The following is a 17,941-nucleotide window of genomic DNA, read 5'->3' on the forward strand; positions in this document are numbered from 1 at the left end:
CATTCACATCTCATTAAGTTTACGGTCTTGATAGACCTCCTGTGACACTTATCAGGTCAAGTCATAGTATAAATAGCACAGGGTTACACAGAAGATTAAATTGTGAATTGAGAATTTATAATTTTTATTTATGGATGATTTATTTGCGCGGTTAGAACGCACACTCAATCCTGAACTACCTTCTCTAACAGAGTCGCAACAACAACTCCTGCAAGAACTCAGTATTGATGAAAATCAACCCGGCACAATTTTGCGTGACTTTCAAACTCTGATAGATTTGTTACAACCAAATGGAGTGGAGGTTAGTAGTGTTAATAACCTTCTACCACTGAAAGTATTATCAGAATTCAATTCTCGGTTAAGTCACCCCATTGAAACTAAACTCAAACGCCCCGTACAAAAATCATACCCCTACATTAATGGACTATATTTGTTATTACGCAGTTCTGGGATAGCCCAAATTAGATCCCAAGGGAAGAAGCAGGTTTTAGTTTTAGATGCAGCAACTTTGCAATCATGGTCAAACCTCAATCCAACAGAACGCTATTTCAATTTATTAGAAGCCTGGTTGATTTGGGGAAATAACGAAATTTTGGGCGAACATCAAGATTCATTTGGGAATTTATTTCGATGTATTCAACTTTGGCCCCGCGTGCCAGAGAAAGGTTTAAAATTCCCTAAATACGAACATCAACACGATATTAGTTATTACCCTGGTCTGCATAACGTTGCCCTGTTAGAGTTATTTGGATTATTATCTATTCAACATGGCAAAGCAACAGAAGGCAAAGGATGGCGCATTACTAGTTTACAACGCTTACCCTTTGGGGATGTTTTGTTGCAATTACTATTTCCACTAGGTATCCGAGGAGAATTACAGGATGAAGTCAATGTAACTTTTGGAAAGTTGCAGTCACATTTTCAACCATTTTTTCCAGAATGGGAGCATAATTTATTTGTTCCAAAACAAGGCTTCACGGATGGTATTTATATTTTTAAAGTGTCTCTTCATCAGGTTTGGAGACGCATTGCTATACCAGCAAAAAAACCATTAAGCTGGTTAGCAGAGACGATTCTTGATGCTTTTGACTTTGACTATGACCATCTATATGAGTTTAGTTATAAAGACCGTTTTGGTCGCATAATTAAAATAGGTCATCCCTATATGGAAATCCCCCCATTTGCTGACCAAGTGCAAATTGGTGATTTGTCTATAGAACCGGGTACTAAAATCACTTATCTTTATGATTTTGGTGACAACTGGAAGTTTGATGTGCAGTTAGAAGTAATTAATCCACCTGATAATAAAATCAAAAAACCAAAGATTTTAGAAGTTCATGGAAATGCACCTCAACAGTATTGGAGTGAGGATGATGAATCGGATGAAGATGAAGAATGAGGGAGTCTAGGTGGATGAAGGTAATGATGGAAATTGCTAATAAGAAAACAAATACCGACGAGAGAAATAATTCCAGGAATCAAATCGGATTACTATATCAATCCTCAAGCATCTCTAAAAATTGCGCCTCGCTTAACTGCGTAATTCCCAAAGAGAGCGCTTTTTCTAATTTAGAACCTGCATCTTCTCCTACCACCAAATAATCTGTTTTTTTACTCACTGAATCGGTCACTTTTCCACCAGCTTTTTGAATCAAAGCCTTTGCTTCATCTCGCTTTAAGGTTGGCAATGTCCCTGTGACGACAAACGTCTTACCTGCAAACTTTTGATTACCATCACCAACTGTTTTTGTTTCCTCTGTGGCAGCTAATTGCAATCCTTCTGCTTGCAAACGTTCTATCAAAGTTTGGTTGGCATCAATCCGAAACCACTGGTACACAGATTGGGCAATTTCAGCACCAATACCATAAATTCCTTCAATATCTGATTGCTTTGCTGTCGCTAACTGTTCGACGGTGAAATATTTCTGAGTTAACAATTGGGCATTCACACTACCAACGTGACGGATGCCTAAACCATACAAGACCCTTGACCAAGGTTGATTTTTTGATTGAGCGATCGCATCAACTAATTTCTCTGCTGACTTTTTCCCCATTCTTTCTAAATCACATAATCTCTCTGCTGTCAACTCATATAAATCGGCAACTGAATGCACCAAACCTTTATCAACGAGTTGATGCACGCATTTTTCACCTAAACCTTTAATATCTAAGGCATCACGACTTACCCAATGTTCAATAGAACCTTTGAGAATCGCCGCACAGGAAGCATTGACGCATCGAGTCACCGCCTCACCTGATTCTCGCACCACTGCTTGATTGCACACTGGGCAATGGGTGGGCATAACGAAGGGTTCAGTGTCAGCAGGACGGAGTTCTTTTAATACCCTCACAACCTCTGGAATGATTTCTCCAGCTTTGCGGACAATGACAGTATCGCCGATGCGGATATCTAATTGAGCAATGCGATCGCTATTATGTAAAGTGGCGCGGGAAACTGTTGTTCCCGCCAGTTGCACAGGGCGCATTTCTGCTAACGGCGTTAACGCCCCCGTTCGTCCCACATTTACAGCAATATTTTCCACACGGGTAGGCGCTTCTTCGGCGGGGTACTTTAATGCGATCGCCCAGCGAGGAAATTTCTGGGTAAACCCTAACTGTTCTTGGAGTTTAAAAGAATTGAGCTTTACTACCACTCCATCAGTCATGTAGGGTAAATTCAGGCGTTCCGTATCCCAATATTCATAATATTTTGCCACTTCTGCGATCGCGGCACATAGTTTGTGGTTGGGGTTCACTTGAAAACCCATCTTTTCTAACAACTCCAACGCTTCCCATTGGGTATTAGCAATACTGGTGTCATCTCTACCAGGAATATGCAGGGTATAGCCAAAGAAAGCCAACCGCCGTTTAGCGACAATACGCGAGTCTAGTTGTCTGAGTGTACCTGCTGCGGCATTCCGGGGATTGGCGAATAATTGCTCCCCTGCTTTTTGCCTTTCCTCATTAATTTGTTTAAATACTTCCAAAGGCAAAAACGCCTCGCCGCGTACTTCCACCCTTTCCAGAATTTCTAACCCTTCAAAATTCAAACGTAAGGGAATTGAGCGAATTGTCCGTACATTTTGGGTGATATCTTCACCTGTCACCCCATCACCCCTAGTTGTCCCTCTAACTAGAATGCCATCTTGGTAGGTAAGAGCTAAAGCAGAACCATCAATTTTCAGTTCAGTGACATATTCCACCGAATCTATTTTCGGTACTTGTCGCCGCCAACGCTGATCCCACCCTTGCAACTCGTCAATATTGAATGCATTCTCTAGACTGTACAGGGGGATATTATGCCGCACCGAGGTAAACTGCGTTGCCGGTCGCTCACCCACGCGCTGAGTCGGACTATCGCGTGCTGTCAACTCTGGATATTGAATTTCTAGTTGTTGCAATTCTCGATATAGCTGGTCATAGACTGCATCCTCCATCATTGGAGAATCTAAGACGTAATAAGCATAGCTGGCTTGTTGCAATAACTGGCGCAATTCTTCTGTGCGCTTTACTTCCGGCTTAATCTGTGTCATTAGAATGATTACAAAATATCTAGCGAATAGAATTTAAAGATAATGAAGTCTTTTGTTTGGATAGCCGCGACTAACCCGTGATTAATCTTTATTATTATATTCTACCCAAATTGGATGTCTTGGTAAGCGATCGCCACAACAAGGGCAAGGAAGTATCGGATATCTTTCAGCAGCTTTCATTAGAGTAAACCGATCCTGATTTATCCCATCTCCACAATATAGACCCGTATCCATAGGATTAGCTGTTTTTCCTCGCCAATTGCAAAAACCACAGCTTAAAGTTTCTAACTGGACTCTTTGAAAGTTTGATTCTATTTCTAGAAAAATATATGGCATCCATCTCTTGAAATTTGATATCTTTCCAAGCCCTAAGTGAATTTCAGGATATTTTTGAGTTAACTCAAGCGCTGGCCAAAGCAAATCTAAAACAGCTAGTGGCATATCATCAATAAAGGGGTTAAATCGCAAAGTTTCCCATTTTTCTTGGCTGGGAAATAATATCTTTTGACCGTCAATATAAATGTGTTTTATACTAGGCTTATTTGAGTTCATGGTCTTGTATTGTACCTTATTGTCAGTATAAAATCAGCTAAAACTACATAGTAAAATTACGCCAAAGCTATACAAATAAAAGTTCGGTATTCTGAATTCAGGAATTACCTGTAAATCTGGGGTATCCACAATTGTCAGCATTGCTAGCTGGGTGTTGCATAAAAAAATAAATGTAAACCTAGTTAGTCAGTGAAGCCCAAATTTACAGTTTTATTTTACTAATAATATGTTCATCCGCTCTTTAACATTTACTGCCTCTAGTGCAGCGTTACTTGCAACTTTAGTTAGTTCCGCTTTTGCAGCTCCCATTAACCTTGCCAATAGTGTCAGCAATACCAAGACAAACACAAAAGTAATTGCTCAAAATGTTGTCCAGTTACAGAGAATTCCTCATGACACCAGACAAGCAATAGCTAACGGACAAAATCGATATGCTGCTATTTGGGTCAAGTCTGGTGGTTCAGCTTGGGAAGCACGACATGGATTGACCTCAGCCCAATATCAAGCAACTTTTGACAAACTGGTTGGTGAAGGATATCGGTTGGTTGATGTCAGTGGTTATGATATCAACGGACAAGACCGATACGCCGCTATTTGGGTGAAGTCTCGCGGCCCAGCTTGGCAAGCACGACATGGATTGACTTCATCTCAGTATCAAGCGACTTTTGACAAACTAGTTGGTCAGGGATATCGATTAGTTCACGTTAGTGGTTACAGCGTGAATGGACAAGACCGATATGCCGCTATTTGGGAAAAGTCTGATAGCCCAGCTTGGGAAGCACGGCATGGATTGACTTCATCTCAGTATCAAGCGACTTTTGACAAACTAGTTGGCGAAGGATATCGGTTGGTTGATGTTAGTGGTTATGATGTCAACGGACAAGACCGATATGCTGCTATTTGGGTGAAGTCTGGCGGCCCAGCTTGGGAGGCGCGACATGGATTGACCTCAGCCCAGTATCAAGCGACTTTTGACAAACTGGTTGGTGAAGGATATCGATTAGTTGACGTAAGTGGTTATAATGTCAACGGACAAAACCGATACGCCGCTATTTGGGAAAAGTCTGGTGGTTCAGCTTGGCAAGCGCGACATGGATTGACTTCAGCCCAGTATCAAGCAACTTTTGACAAACTGGTTGGTGAAGGATATCGATTAGTTGATGTCAGTGGCTATTAGTACAACATCTCCAATTATCATTGCCCACCGAGGCGCGAGCGGCTATCGTCCAGAACATACTTTAGCTGCTTATGAATTAGCGATGCCTGCGGCGGGCTATGCCTACGCACTGGGTGCTGATTATATTGAATCCCCATCTGAAACTGTCTTTAATTTTGTTAGCGCCGGCGGCAAGCGAGTCCGCGTTCGCTTTTAGCGTCTCGTAGAGAGCGTCATTTTGAATTTTGAATTTTGAATTGTTAATCCCTTGTCCCCCTCCCCACTCTCTATGGCGCTTTCGGCTGTTGCTCAAATGCCTTACTAGGCGGAATCTCTTCAAGAGGAATCAGCGCTTCAATTACCGACTTGACAATTGGTGCGGCGACAGTAGAACCATAAGCACTTTCTCCTTTTGGCTCATCCACCAGTGCAAACACTACATAGCGAGGAGATTCCACTGGTAAAATAGCCACGAAGCTGGTCATTCTAGCACCCTTGATGTAGCCGCCATTAGGACTAGCTTTTTGGGCAGTACCAGTTTTACCAGCAATGCGATATCCGGGAATTTGTGCCGCCTTACCACTGCCTTCATTAACAACAGTTTCCATCATTTCCACAACTTTTTTGGTTGTTGCGGCTGAGAAAATTTGGCGGGGGATGGTATGAGTGGGTGAATCATGCATCTGCCCTTTGCTATCAATCAGCCCTCGAACTACATGGGGTGTTACCAACTTACCGCCATTGGCTAAAGCACCGTGCATTTGTACTAGCTGTAACGGTGTCATAGAAAAGCCTTGCCCAAAGGAAGTAGTAGCTGGTTCAATTGGCGAAGCGATAAATTCTTCTTGACTTTTGAGGCGACCGCCAACTTCAAAAGGTAAATCTGTATCAACTTTTTGTCCTAGCCCCAAGCGTTCTAGCCAGTTGTAGTAGATTGAAGGCTTTAAGCGTTGGATAATTTGCACCATGCCAATGTTGCTGGAATATTGTAAAATCTGAGCGATGCTGATTCGCCCATTACCATTATTCATCGCATTTTTGATGGTGTAATTAGCTACTCGAATAGAACCGGAGTCATTAAACATATCATCTGGTTTGATGATGCCATTTTCCAGAGCGATCGCCACATTCAAAGGCTTAAAAGTCGATCCCGGTTCATAAAGATCCGCTACCGTCCAGTTTTTAAATAGTGAGATATTAGCTTTAGCGTATTCATTAGGGTTATAGGTAGGTTGAGAAACGAGGGCGAGTAAGGAACCATCCAACGCATCCATCACAATTACTGCCCCACGTTTAGCGTCAAACTTATCCATCTGTTGTTTGAGCGCAAGGCTAGCAATCCGTTGTAGACGGCTATCGATAGTGAGTTGCAGCCGCAAATCATCAAAGTGCAGAAAACCTTCAGGCGCACGATCGGGCATCACAGCCCCATTCCCAGAGCGACTGAGCCGCACCGTTTGCACAGGACGTTCTAACAACTTCTCTTGAGAATATTCCACACCTGCTTGACCACGACGGTCAACATTCACATAACCCACCACATCAGAAACTAAATCGTCTGGCGGATAAAATCGGGAGTATTTTTGAATTAACTCCAAGCCATTTAAGCGTAAAGAAGTCACGCGATCGATAATTTCTTCTGGTAAGGCTGGGGCAAGGATAATTCCACTTCTTTTGCTTTGAAAAGTTTTCACTAATTCAGCAGGATCTTTTGCCAATATTGGGGCAAGTTGCTCTGCCATCTCTTCATTAGACTTATCAAATAGCTTGGGATGAGCGTACAAAGTATATACAGGACGGTCAATTGCCAACAGATTACTATTGCGATCTACCACCGGACGACGGGGCATAAAAGGTCGCAAATTGACCATTTGCTGGTTTCGTGCTTGCTCTGTTAACTTTTGCCCCTTGACAATTTGCAGGTTATACAAGTTGATACCCAACCCTAACCCTGCTGCCATTAATGCGCCCCATACTATAAACAGTCGAGACTTGGTATTGGATGTTTGTTCTTGGATATTAGAGGCAAGTGTCTCCAACAACCCTCGTTTAGAACCTTTCTGTCGTTTTTGGAATGTCGGATTCCGAAACTTTCTGAATTTTGTTTTACTTGGTAATTTTTGCATTGCCTACTCAGTAGCAAATTGCTTTTTGGAGTCAAAAGTCCAAAGTTAAAGTTAGTTACTCCATAATTTCTAACTCCTAACTCCTAACTCCTAACTCTTAACCTTAATATCCCAGTGGCGAGAGCGTTTGCTGTTGCGTTTCAGAATTTGACGTTGTGTTAGACGATGCTGGCTTAGGAGTATGAGATGCTGGAGGCAAGAAAATCATCCCTTGAGGAGTTGGTAACACCAGCCCTGCTGTTGATTGTTCTGCTTCCTTAGCCATTTTATTTTTCAGTGTGGCGTTGGTTGCCGTTAGCAGACGCTCATGACGTTGGAGGTTTTGCAGTCTGCGATATGACTTACTCCAAAGCTCTTGGGAATATACCGTCCATCCATAAACAGCAAGTGTCGATGCTACTAACAAAAACGCCAAAACTGTTGAATAACGATGAAAAGTATACAAGCGCAACAACCATAAAGGTGCTGCCCCCGAATTAGGCATAGTGGGAAGGCGAAGAAAATCTCCCCCTGAACTCTTTTGAGTCGCACTGGACTGCTGATTGAGATTTGGCACTTGTTGTCTACCCAACTCTTTCAACGATTTGGGCATAACTACCTTATTTGTGGAAGAAGCCGCTAAATTTTTTGAGGAATGCTGTTGTCTTTGAGAGGATATGGGTGTAGCTTGGGTAGCTGGTGTAGAAGCGCTCCGTGCTGCTGACTCCACAGACTTAGAGCGTCGCCTACCTAAAGGAAAAATAGAATCTCGCCGGAACCAATTACCCCTTGTAGAAACAGCAGATTTACGAGCAACTACCATAAATTTTTTTAGATGGGAAATACTGTACTTTAGATTGATTTTCTTGATTGTATGTTTTTGCTGAGGTTAAAATTACCTTCTGTGCAACAAGCACACATAACAGACTACACCCTTTTAAGTGTTCTGATAGGTAGCTGTACCAATGTTTGCAATCAGTGATTAGAAACTGGACAGCTTGCCCTTTAGGTATTGCACCTAAAGTATGGCAACGCGGGGCAGCAAGGTGCAATACTCCGTGAAAAAAATAAAATTTTTTGCTATGATAACTCGGTTTGCTAAAAAATTTGGTAATTTCCCTTTTGCTCTTGAGTTAAGAGAAACTAATCAGATGGCTGTATGATACGTAATCCGAAAAAGAATACCCCAAAAGATTGTTTTTTTTAGCATGTAATCTCACAGCATTAAAAAAAAGCAATAAATACGGTATCGTATTCAACAGGCGAAAAATTGTTCTAGCCACAATTGGTGAAAGAGGAGTTATGAAAACAAAAATCTTTGGTTTGGCTGTAATCTTAAGTCTAGCTACAATTCTCGGAGCCTGTGAAGGCGGTGGTGGTGATGCTGGTGGTGGTACTACTAGTACTCCAGCTGCTACAGGTGAACCAACTGATGCACCTCCTGCTGGAGCTAAACCTCCTGCTACTACACCTGCTACTCCCGCAGCTACTCCTACTGCTACTCCTAAATAAGGCATTTTAAGCTTTAGTTTAAATCATGCCCAAAACAGTTTAGTAACAACGCTCGTCACCATATAGGTTGAATTAATTAGGTTCATCTAGAAACCTGTATCTCCCTGTTGGTGTATCAGAGCCTAGAGTTTGCTCAAATATCAGCCATTAGCTAAGTAGGGCAGCAAGTAAAGGACACTGGTGATGAGGATTACCCTCTCAACCAAGTGTCCGCCTGAAATTCTCGCCTGACCGAACCTTATTCCGAGTAAAAGGGAGTTTAATTCCGTAAATCTAAGCCAGATTTAGCGTTTAGAATGGCTTAGACTCCTGAGTTTTGAGAGGACATAAATAATTATTGCGATCGCTGGCAATTGCTCAAGAGCATTCCCTGTAGTCTATTCTCTATTAAGAGAGGCCTGGTCATGTCCCTTGATATTGCCAGATTTTTATTGGGAACATAGATGGGGCATGGGTAAAACAGATTTTCATGCTGCGTTGTGAACGCAGTTCAAGAGATGGGGAGAGTTAAAGCGAGAAAAACGGTAAAATTTCTGGGTCTAGTTGCGATCGTTGCAAGTTTTTTTGTGTTGAGTGGCTATTGGGGATCGTCAGTAGTCATAGCATTACCCCCACCAGAGGATACACCAGAAGAAATATTACGGACACAGATTATCATAGAAGCGCGATCGCCAATTGATGGAAGATTCCTAACAGCTGCCGAATATATTCAATTACAAGCGCAGCTACAAGAAGTCCCACCACCAAAACTAGACCCCAAAATTCGGGAACAGATTTTCTTGCTTCGCCTACGTAAAACATTATTTCAGTTTTTTCCGTTTTTAAATTTTTGATAAATTAGTAATTACTCAAGGCTCAAAAGTCAAGATATTTCCCCAATTCCTCTATTCGCAATGTTCCCAATTCCCTGTTCCTAATGCCCCATACCCAAAATCCCATTCTGAGGTAGGATAACGGTGGCGACAAAATTGCAAATAAATGTAAAGAATATATATAGATATTAAAAAAGTAGATTTAGTCAATCACGTTATTTCACGTAGGTAGCTTCATGTCCATGACCACGATCGCCCCTGAACAGGTTAACAGCATCGTTTGGAATCAGCACAACGATCCCTTTGAAATACTAGGTTCTCATCCCATACAACAAGACGGCAAAACTGTCTGGGCTGTGCGGGCCTACCTACCAAATGCAAGTGCAGTATGGGTCGTTCTTCCTGAACAACGCAAAGAATACCCAATGCAAGCAGTGCATCATCCCCACTTTTTTGAATGCACTATTGAAACCGCAGAACTGGCAAACTATCAGTTACGGATTAAGGAAGGGGAAAATGAGCGTGTAACTTATGACCCTTACGCCTTCCGCTCTCCCAACTTGACAGACTTTGATTTGCATTTGTTTAGTGAAGGGAACCATCACCGAATATACGAAAAATTGGGAGCGCACCCCACGGAAATAGGCGGTGTTAAAGGCGTTTATTTTGCAGTTTGGGCACCCAACGCCCGTAATGTTTCATTGCTCGGAGATTTCAACCTCTGGGATGGGCGGAAACACCAAATGCGTAAAGGCCCCACTGGAATTTGGGAGTTGTTTATTCCTGAAATCGGCGTGGGAGAGCATTACAAATATGAAATCAAAAATTTTGAAGGACACATTTACGAAAAATCCGATCCCTACGGTTTCCAGCAGGAAGCCCGCCCGAAGACAGCATCTATTGTCACTGACTTAGATGCTTATAGTTGGGATGATGAAGACTGGATGGCAAAGCGGCGGCGCACCGAGCCCCTTACCCAGCCTGTCTCAGTTTATGAAGTGCATTTAGGCTCTTGGTTACACGCTTCCAGTGCCGAACCTGCTAAACTGCCAAATGGTGAAACTGAACCGGTAGTTGTTGTTTCTGAACTTAAACCGGGCGCACGCTTCCTTACCTACCGGGAACTAGCCGAGCGACTTATTCCTTATGTCAAAGAATTGGGATACACCCATATAGAAATACTTCCTATTGCGGAGCATCCCTTTGATGGTTCTTGGGGTTATCAAGTAACTGGGTACTATGCCCCCACCTCCCGTTTTGGCAGCCCTGAAGATTTCATGTATTTTATTGACAAATGTCACCAAAATGATCTAGGGATAATTGTAGATTGGGTTCCTGGCCACTTCCCCAAAGATGGACATGGTTTAGCTTTCTTTGATGGTAGCCACCTCTACGAACACGCTGACCCCCGCAAAGGCGAACACAAAGGATGGGGTACTTTGGTGTTTAACTACGGTCGCCATGAAGTCTGTAATTTCTTAGCAGCAAATGCCCTGTTTTGGTTTGACAAGTATCATATTGACGGGATTCGTGTCGATGCTGTTGCCTCGATGCTCTATAACGACTATTGCCGCGAACCAGGAGAATGGCTGCCAAATCAGTATGGTGGCAGAGAAAACCTAGAAGCAGCAGATTTTCTGCGTCAGGTAAATCACATTATCTTTAGCTATTTCCCCGGCATTCTCTCAATTGCTGAAGAATCTACTTCTTGGCCAATGGTATCTTGGCCCACCTACACAGGCGGATTAGGCTTTAACTTGAAGTGGGATATGGGGTGGATGCACGATATGCTGGATTATTTCAGCATGGATCCCTGGTTTCGTCAGTTCCACCAAAACAATATCACCTTTAGTATGTGGTACAACCACAGTGAGAACTTCATGCTGGCCCTGTCTCACGATGAAGTGGTGCATGGCAAGAGCAATATCATCGGTAAAATGCCGGGGGATACATGGCAGAAGTTAGCTAATGTACGTTGTTTATTTAGCTATATGTTTGCTCACCCAGGCAAGAAAACCATGTTTATGAGTATGGAGTTTGGACAGTGGAGTGAGTGGAATGCTTGGGCAGATTTGGAGTGGCATTTATTGCAGCATGAAGCTCACCAACAGTTAAAAACGTTTTTCCAGGAATTGAACCATCTCTACCGTTCTGAACCAGTTTTGTACACTCAGGATTTTGCTGAACCTGGGTTTGAGTGGATTGACTGTAGCGACAACCGTCATAGTGTAGTTTCTTTCATGCGACGTGACAAGGATTCGGATGATTTTGCGATCGTGGTTTGCAATTTTACGCCGCAACCCCATTCTCACTATCGCATCGGTGTACCGCAAAAGGGATTTTATACTGAGTTGTTCAATAGTGATGCGCGTCAGTATGGCGGCAGTAATATGGGCAACTTAGGTGGTAAGTGGACGGATGATTGGTCTTTGCACAGTCGTCCCTATTCGCTGGATTTGTGTTTGCCACCTTTGGGAGTGTTGATTCTCAAGTTGGATAAGAAGAAGACTGCTGAGGTAATTGGATAATAATTTTGGGTGGGCGATGCCCACCCAAAAAATATTTTATAGAGTAAGGAGAATTATTTGAGATGCACCGATTTAGAGACCATCTATAAAGTAAATATGAAGTAGGGTGTGTTACGGCTGTGTAGGAATTTGAGGGTTTGAGAAAGTCTACTTCAGCCGTAACGCACCATATTTTCAGGTGCGTTACGCGCTGCTTTAACGCATCCTACAATTTAAGGTTTACTTTATAAATGGTCTCTTAAGGATCGCCTATTGGGGCATAAAAGTAATCTACCTTATTTTGGTTTTAACAGAGAAGTATTGCAAAGCATCTAATTACTACTTTTAGTATTTGCTAACTTCCAAGTAATTTCACAGACCGTTCCTTTGGGAGAGAGGGTTTCACGCTTAAAATTACCACCCAAGTTTTTGGCAATATTTTTTAGTTGTTTTGTTCCTTTACTTTCTAAAGATGAAATCAATCCAGAACCATTATCTTGAATCCTAAGAGTATACGAATCATTGTCTTTTTTACCAATAGCTTCGATGCGTTTGACATCTTTAGCATGTTTACCTACGTTACATAAAGCTTCTTCCAGAAATAAACAAAGCTCTTGTTTATTCTGAACACTTAAATACTTCTCATCTACTGGTTCAAATATACGAATTTTCACCTTAATATTTTTTAAGTATTCTAGATCGCATCGTTCTAGGGTACTAGAATATACTACATAAAAAAGTTCATGTATCGGGCTTTTTAAGTCAATTTTTAACCCGCTACCTAAACGAAGACTTTCTTCTTGAGATAAAGTCTCCAGCTTTAAATATTCGCCAATTTCTCGAATTTCATAATTAAGTTTTTCTAACTGTGATTTTAATTCATCATGTGACCAATCTTGAGCCTGCATCTGTCTCAAAACATTTGCTAAAGTTTGTAGAGGGCCATTATGAATCACAGTAAATGCATATTCAATTGTATGTTGGCGTTCGTTCATTTTAATTTTAAATACTTGGTTATTTTGATATAAAGCGAATGCGAATCCACTCAACCCTAACCCATTTACTGTTAAGGTGAATAAACTCGCTCCTATGGGAATCCACCAACCGGATAAAATAAGCAAGTAACCCATACCAAATAAGGCAAAAGTTACTACAACTACAGCTAATAAATTCTTCCATAAAGATTGTGTTAACCAAAAAATAATTATTGGATAACAACCCCAAACTATTATCCATAAATATTCCCACTCGTCCGACCAAACTTTTAACAATGGTCGTCCGTTCATCACTGCATTAATTATCTGGGAACAAGCATGAGCATGAAATTCTACTCCATAGATTTGTCCGCTAATTTGTTGAGTAGCAATTGCAGAAGTATTTACTAAATCGGGAACACTGGTAGCCACGATCCCAATTAAAACGATTTTATCTTGTAGTAAATTAGGATTGAAATTATCATTTTTAATATCATTCAATGATAAAATATTGAATGGTTTACTACTATTGCGAAAGTTAATTAATATCTTTAATCCGCTATCGTCTTCGTTGACATATCCTCCAGAATTAGATGAAAAAGGAGTGATTTCTGTTGTTTTAAATCTGATTGTCGATTCGTCAATTATCCCATTTTCAATATTAATGTTTTGGGCAGACAAATAAGCTTTTGCCAATTGGAGTCCAAAAGAATATTTATATTGTTGAGGATTTTTGGGGTTTTGAGGTGATGGTGTCAAAAGTAAGTAGCGGCGATATTGACTATCTTTATCTGCTACTATGTCAGAAAAACCTATTTGTTTTGGCGGTAGTTGTGGCGCTGCAAAAATTGGATCTGGAGGTAATATTTTTTCGATGCCAATTATGTTTTTATAGTCCTGAAATACCTGGACTAATTCTTGATGACCAGGTTCAACAGGTAAATCTCGAACTATGTCAAGACCAATTGCAATAGGTTTATACTTTTGGATTTTTTTAATCAGTTTGGCAAGTTCTCTATCTGAAATTGGATAATTTTTTACACTGCGGATATCTTTCTCATCAATACCCACAATTACAACTTTATCATCAGTTTTTTCCAGAGGACGCAAACGCAAAAATGTGTCCAACGTCATCAATTCAAAATTTTGCAATAAACCACATAACCGTGCAATTACTACAATTATCAAAAATACTGTTCCTGGAAGTGATGCTAGGAGCAGAATTTTGATTTCAGCCGGAATTCTTCTTAGATTAATCCATATCATAAGCATCAGACATGAACTGAGATTTTACTGGTTTTTTAGGTTTGATTTCCACCCTAGCTCACAAATAACTAATCAATTAATCCTTCTTTTCTAGCCAGAATCTCTGTTTGAATACGGATATTTTTTCCCTGTTTTTTGCAATCTTCTGGATAAAGTCCGAGAACATCTTGAATTTTTGTCCAATATGTACGCACTGCACGTTCAGACCTATACATCTGTTCGGAGATTAGTTTATCTGTTAATCCTTTTTCAAATGCCAATTTCAAAACTTCTAACCACTCTGGCTTTAGTTCTAAGCCATTTTTGATGTCTTGTGTGTGGGTTGCACCTTGAATTGCTATATAGACACGAGTTAACATTTCCTGTTCTGATAATCCTTTGTCTGCGATCGCAAATCCGCCTTGATGCTCATCAATCTCGTATTTTATCCTGACTAATGCTTTTACATAACTACTTTGCACCAAAAAGTTCTGCTGGGGATATTTCTGAAGTAACTGTTGAAGTAGGTTTATCCCTGTATCAATTTGGGCGATCGTCCCTGCTTTTTCTGGTATTGATAAATCCATGAAAATCAAGTCAAAGGAAGAAGTGGCAATCTCTTCTAGAGCATCATATACCGTTTTGACCTTGACAATATCGGCTTTTGGATATTGTTGTTGGAGTAGGTTAAAGGTTCCAGTTAAAATTAATTGGTGGTCATCAATAAGTAAGATTTTCATGAGTGGTGATTGTAGGTAAATATTGACTTCTCATAAATTTATCAGCACGAACCGATTCTTAAGCATATTTCTTTGTAGCAATCAACCTTTGTAGATGGAGCTTATGCAATGAGAGTGTTCCAGCCGTTGCGCTAAAACATTGGAAGTCTGGGATTATATCAAACTAAGTCTGTGTAGGCAGTTTTTCGTCTCGATTCATCTGCTGTCATTAGTGGGCGGAATAAATCTAAATTTGCTTGACTGTTTTTATCCGTATTGCAATTTTTGCAAAACATCCCTCAAAGTACAATACAGTTTTCTGCAATATTGCATACAAGCCAGTATAAAAAGTAAGTGAATAATGACCAAATAATTAATCGCACCCGATCGATTGGACGGATGCGATTAATTATGTCTGCTCAATGCTATGGGTTTTTACTTAGTGTTGTTGTTTTAATGCTGTAGAAACGGAAAGGGTTATTTGGCTGGGTTCCAAGTACCGTGGAAGCTGTGGGGAATGACGGTAGGTAATCCTAGTTTGCAAACTGGTTCGGCATCCAGGCGATCGCTATCAAATATCCAAACTTCGCTACGATGAGAATTACCATCGTAGACAACGGTTAGCACCCAACCTTGTTCGGGGTTTTGGGTATCTTGGGCGTAGATAGGTTCTGAAGGATAACGGTTCTCTCCTAAATCTGCTTCGGTGAGGGTTTCGGTCTTGTGGTCGAAACGAGCGATCGCATTTAACATTTCTTGGCTAATATCTGTTCCTGAACGGGATTTTGACATATATGTGTACCGAGAAGCTTGTCCCACATTTTGCTGTGGTACAGTCGGAAATTCACAATTTTCGTTTAATAGTTGCTGAATTGACGTAACTTTGCCAGTTTGGGGATGCAAATGAACTCGCGTTAGTGTGCTTTTAGCTGAGGTGTGAGTCTCACCTGTTGGTACTTCCTTCAGATATTGGTTAGTTTGAAAATCTTCATAACGGGCAATATCTACAATTACTGAACCGCTAGCATCTACATAACCATTAGCAAAATGCCATTGATACCAAGCTTCGGTTTCTCCACGACTGACTACAGATAGAGTTTCTCGGTCAATAACTAAAATCTGAGTTCCTAATTTAGGTTGCCACTTTAGAGAATCACTATAGCTGCTTATCCCTATTAGCAAGGGTAAGACATTCAACCGCACTGGCGGAATGAAAAATACAATATACTGTCCTGCTAAAACAAAATCATGCACCAATGGTATACTATCTAACTCGTATACGGCTTGTTGGATAATCTGCCCAGTGGAATCGCTTTTGTAAATATTCAGCGTCGCATCTTTTCTAGGACTGATGCCAAAGTTAAAAATCTCCCCTGTTTCCTCGTCACGCTTATAATGTGCGGAATAGTTTAATCCTTTAGTTAATCCTCCTAAATCATCTTCGCCCAAAGTTTTTAAAGTTTGTAAATCGAGGGCGTGGGGTTTACCACCTTCCCACAGTGCCAAAAGTTTATCTGGAAGTGCCAGCACTGAAGTATTGCCAGCATTCTTAACGGACTTTTGCCATTGATTCCAAATTGGCCCTGGTGCAGTCATACCATAATTGCCGTAGACTAGTTTACCTGCTGCGGTTTCTGCTTGATAGCCAGAAGTTTGCACATAGCGATAAACACCAGTTGCAACTGCATCGGTAAAATTTACAGCAAGAATTGCCCCATCTCCATCAAACCAGTGTCCCATGTTAATGTCACCGCGTTCTAGCCGTCCGGGGCCATTCCGGTAAAGTGTGCCACGCAAGCCATCTGGGATTTTACCAGAGATAATTGGCAATTGCGTAGAGGGAAATTCTTTTGCTGGTTCTGCGATCGCACCTGCCCAGGCTTTTGTTGTTGACTTCTTCTCAATTGTATGCATATCAAATTATTGCTTGATAAACGATCGATGTACATACTTCCATTGTTACATTTTCATCTTTGTTGCAGTTTTTTAATGATAATAAGTAGGTAAACATAATTAATTACACAATGTCATTGCGAATTCAGCGTTCGCGTTAGCGTCTCGTAGAGAAGCGAAATGAAGCAATCGCAAGGGCTGAGATTGCTTCACTTCGCTCGCAATGACTGTAATTAATTTTGCGTAGTTACTTACCCCTTAACTGAGCTAGCTCATAGTAACCAATAGGAATAATCACTAAAGTGAAGTCAATCAATATTCCAAGTGGTTGAAAAACTATGGTTAGCCAACAAACAATAGATATCGTCAAATCTACAGCACCTGTTTTGAAAAAGAACGGTGAGCAAATCACAACTCGGATGTATGAAATTATGTTTCAAAATCATCCAGAGGTTAGAGAACAATTTAGTATGGCGGCTCAAGCAGATGGTTCTCAGCCTGCGAGATTAGCTACAGCAGTTTATAGCTATGCCAATCAAATTGATAATTTGCCTGCTTTAAAGTCGATGGTAGAGAAGATTGTCCGTCGTCATGTGCAGACTCATGTTACACCAGAGCAATATCCTATTGTCGGGGAAAGTTTACTGCAAGCGATGAAAGATGTTTTGGGAGAAGCTGCTACAGAAGAAGTGATGGCGGCTTGGTGTGAAGCTTATCAGGCATTGTCAGAAGTGTTCATTCACAGAGAAGATGAGATATATATGGGTGAAGAGAGAAAACAACACCTTGTGCATTTATAACGACAGAATTTAGTACAGCATTTCATTAATTAATTTGGCAATACCCTACAATACTAATCCCTGATTTCTCACCACACCTCTCAAAGCCCGTGCTTGTGCAGGGGAGCAGGGGAGCAGGGGAGCAGGGGAGCAG

General features: G+C 41.1%; 13 protein-coding genes and 1 pseudogene. 7 read left to right on the forward strand and 7 right to left on the reverse strand.

Translation table 11 applies throughout. The features are described 5' to 3' along the window. Window positions 1–130 precede the first annotated feature (130 nt). Window positions 131–1,399 carry a plasmid pRiA4b ORF-3 family protein gene (locus CDG79_RS09855; RefSeq protein WP_094341972.1) on the forward strand — a complete coding sequence of 423 codons (1,269 nt, stop codon included), beginning with the start codon at window positions 131–133 and terminating at the stop codon, window positions 1,397–1,399. Window positions 1,400–1,496: 97 nt separating this feature from the next. Here CDG79_RS09855 and ligA read toward each other — a convergent pair whose 3' ends face one another. Then, the gene (gene ligA / locus CDG79_RS09860) at window positions 1,497–3,533 is read right to left on the reverse strand and encodes an NAD-dependent DNA ligase LigA (RefSeq protein ID WP_094341973.1); all 2,037 of its coding nucleotides are present in this window, start codon (window positions 3,531–3,533) and stop codon (window positions 1,497–1,499) included. 81 nt (window positions 3,534–3,614) lie between these two features. Then, window positions 3,615–4,085 carry a hypothetical protein gene (locus CDG79_RS09865; RefSeq protein ID WP_094341974.1) on the reverse strand — a complete coding sequence of 157 codons (471 nt, stop codon included), beginning with the start codon at window positions 4,083–4,085 and terminating at the stop codon, window positions 3,615–3,617. Between the two features lie 226 nt (window positions 4,086–4,311). Here CDG79_RS09865 and CDG79_RS09870 point away from each other — a divergent pair, with 226 nt between their 5' ends. Both CDG79_RS09870 and CDG79_RS09875 read left to right on the forward strand, forming a co-directional pair. Next, on the forward strand, window positions 4,312–5,262 hold the full coding sequence (locus tag CDG79_RS09870; protein WP_094341975.1) for a hypothetical protein: 951 nt from the start codon (window positions 4,312–4,314) through the stop codon (window positions 5,260–5,262). After that, window positions 5,246–5,392, forward strand: a pseudogene (locus tag CDG79_RS09875) (glycerophosphodiester phosphodiesterase family protein); the annotation flags it as partial. The gene CDG79_RS09870 and the pseudogene CDG79_RS09875, both read left to right, overlap by 17 nt. A 136-nt stretch (window positions 5,393–5,528) precedes the next feature. Here the strand turns inward: CDG79_RS09875 and CDG79_RS09880 are convergent. Together CDG79_RS09880 and CDG79_RS09885 are read right to left on the reverse strand one after the other, a co-directional pair. Beyond that, a complete protein-coding gene (locus CDG79_RS09880; protein ID WP_094341976.1) occupies window positions 5,529–7,367 on the reverse strand; it encodes a peptidoglycan D,D-transpeptidase FtsI family protein in 1,839 nt (612 codons plus the stop codon). A gap of 103 nt (window positions 7,368–7,470) precedes the next feature. Further along, window positions 7,471–8,169 (reverse strand): hypothetical protein, encoded by a 699-nt coding sequence (locus CDG79_RS09885; protein ID WP_094327521.1) that lies wholly within the window; start codon window positions 8,167–8,169, stop codon window positions 7,471–7,473. Window positions 8,170–8,648: 479 nt separating this feature from the next. Here CDG79_RS09885 and CDG79_RS09890 point away from each other — a divergent pair, with 479 nt between their 5' ends. From CDG79_RS09890 to glgB, 3 genes are all read left to right on the forward strand, one after another. Then, window positions 8,649–8,858, forward strand: a complete 210-nt coding sequence (locus CDG79_RS09890) for a hypothetical protein (protein WP_094341984.1) — start codon at window positions 8,649–8,651, stop codon at window positions 8,856–8,858. Between the two features lie 497 nt (window positions 8,859–9,355). Further along, window positions 9,356–9,691 carry a hypothetical protein gene (locus tag CDG79_RS09895; protein WP_189524942.1) on the forward strand — a complete coding sequence of 112 codons (336 nt, stop codon included), beginning with the start codon at window positions 9,356–9,358 and terminating at the stop codon, window positions 9,689–9,691. 215 nt (window positions 9,692–9,906) lie between these two features. After that, window positions 9,907–12,198 carry a 1,4-alpha-glucan branching enzyme gene (gene glgB, locus CDG79_RS09900; RefSeq protein WP_094341977.1) on the forward strand — a complete coding sequence of 764 codons (2,292 nt, stop codon included), beginning with the start codon at window positions 9,907–9,909 and terminating at the stop codon, window positions 12,196–12,198. Between the two features lie 311 nt (window positions 12,199–12,509). Here glgB and CDG79_RS09905 read toward each other — a convergent pair whose 3' ends face one another. From CDG79_RS09905 to CDG79_RS09915, 3 genes are all read right to left on the reverse strand, one after another. Continuing rightward, on the reverse strand, window positions 12,510–14,417 hold the full coding sequence (locus tag CDG79_RS09905; RefSeq protein ID WP_094341985.1) for a sensor histidine kinase: 1,908 nt from the start codon (window positions 14,415–14,417) through the stop codon (window positions 12,510–12,512). A gap of 68 nt (window positions 14,418–14,485) precedes the next feature. After that, window positions 14,486–15,136: a response regulator transcription factor gene (locus CDG79_RS09910; RefSeq protein WP_094341978.1), complete on the reverse strand. Its 651-nt coding sequence runs from the start codon at window positions 15,134–15,136 to the stop codon at window positions 14,486–14,488. A 456-nt stretch (window positions 15,137–15,592) separates the two neighbouring features. After that, a complete protein-coding gene (locus tag CDG79_RS09915) occupies window positions 15,593–17,029 on the reverse strand; it encodes a carotenoid oxygenase family protein (RefSeq protein ID WP_094341979.1) in 1,437 nt (478 codons plus the stop codon). Window positions 17,030–17,346: 317 nt separating this feature from the next. Between CDG79_RS09915 and CDG79_RS09920 the strand changes: the two genes are divergently transcribed. Next, entirely contained in the window at window positions 17,347–17,808 is a 462-nt protein-coding gene (locus CDG79_RS09920) for a globin domain-containing protein (protein WP_094341980.1), read from the forward strand. Window positions 17,809–17,941: the final 133 nt, after the last annotated feature.

Origin of the sequence: Nostoc sp. 'Peltigera membranacea cyanobiont' 232 (assembly GCF_002245985.1) — a bacterium.
In the GTDB taxonomy this organism is placed as follows: domain Bacteria; phylum Cyanobacteriota; class Cyanobacteriia; order Cyanobacteriales; family Nostocaceae; genus Nostoc.

Coding starts and splice junctions, on each gene's coding strand:
- CDG79_RS09855 (WP_094341972.1), top strand. CDS start 131: ATGGATGATTTATTTGCGCGGTTAGAACGCACACTCAATCCTGAACTA.
- ligA (WP_094341973.1), bottom strand. CDS start 3,533: ATGACACAGATTAAGCCGGAAGTAAAGCGCACAGAAGAATTGCGCCAG.
- CDG79_RS09865 (WP_094341974.1), bottom strand. CDS start 4,085: ATGAACTCAAATAAGCCTAGTATAAAACACATTTATATTGACGGTCAA.
- CDG79_RS09870 (WP_094341975.1), top strand. CDS start 4,312: ATGTTCATCCGCTCTTTAACATTTACTGCCTCTAGTGCAGCGTTACTT.
- CDG79_RS09880 (WP_094341976.1), bottom strand. CDS start 7,367: ATGCAAAAATTACCAAGTAAAACAAAATTCAGAAAGTTTCGGAATCCG.
- CDG79_RS09885 (WP_094327521.1), bottom strand. CDS start 8,169: ATGGTAGTTGCTCGTAAATCTGCTGTTTCTACAAGGGGTAATTGGTTC.
- CDG79_RS09890 (WP_094341984.1), top strand. CDS start 8,649: ATGAAAACAAAAATCTTTGGTTTGGCTGTAATCTTAAGTCTAGCTACA.
- CDG79_RS09895 (WP_189524942.1), top strand. CDS start 9,356: ATGGGGAGAGTTAAAGCGAGAAAAACGGTAAAATTTCTGGGTCTAGTT.
- glgB (WP_094341977.1), top strand. CDS start 9,907: ATGTCCATGACCACGATCGCCCCTGAACAGGTTAACAGCATCGTTTGG.
- CDG79_RS09905 (WP_094341985.1), bottom strand. CDS start 14,417: ATGATATGGATTAATCTAAGAAGAATTCCGGCTGAAATCAAAATTCTG.
- CDG79_RS09910 (WP_094341978.1), bottom strand. CDS start 15,136: ATGAAAATCTTACTTATTGATGACCACCAATTAATTTTAACTGGAACC.
- CDG79_RS09915 (WP_094341979.1), bottom strand. CDS start 17,029: ATGCATACAATTGAGAAGAAGTCAACAACAAAAGCCTGGGCAGGTGCG.
- CDG79_RS09920 (WP_094341980.1), top strand. CDS start 17,347: ATGGTTAGCCAACAAACAATAGATATCGTCAAATCTACAGCACCTGTT.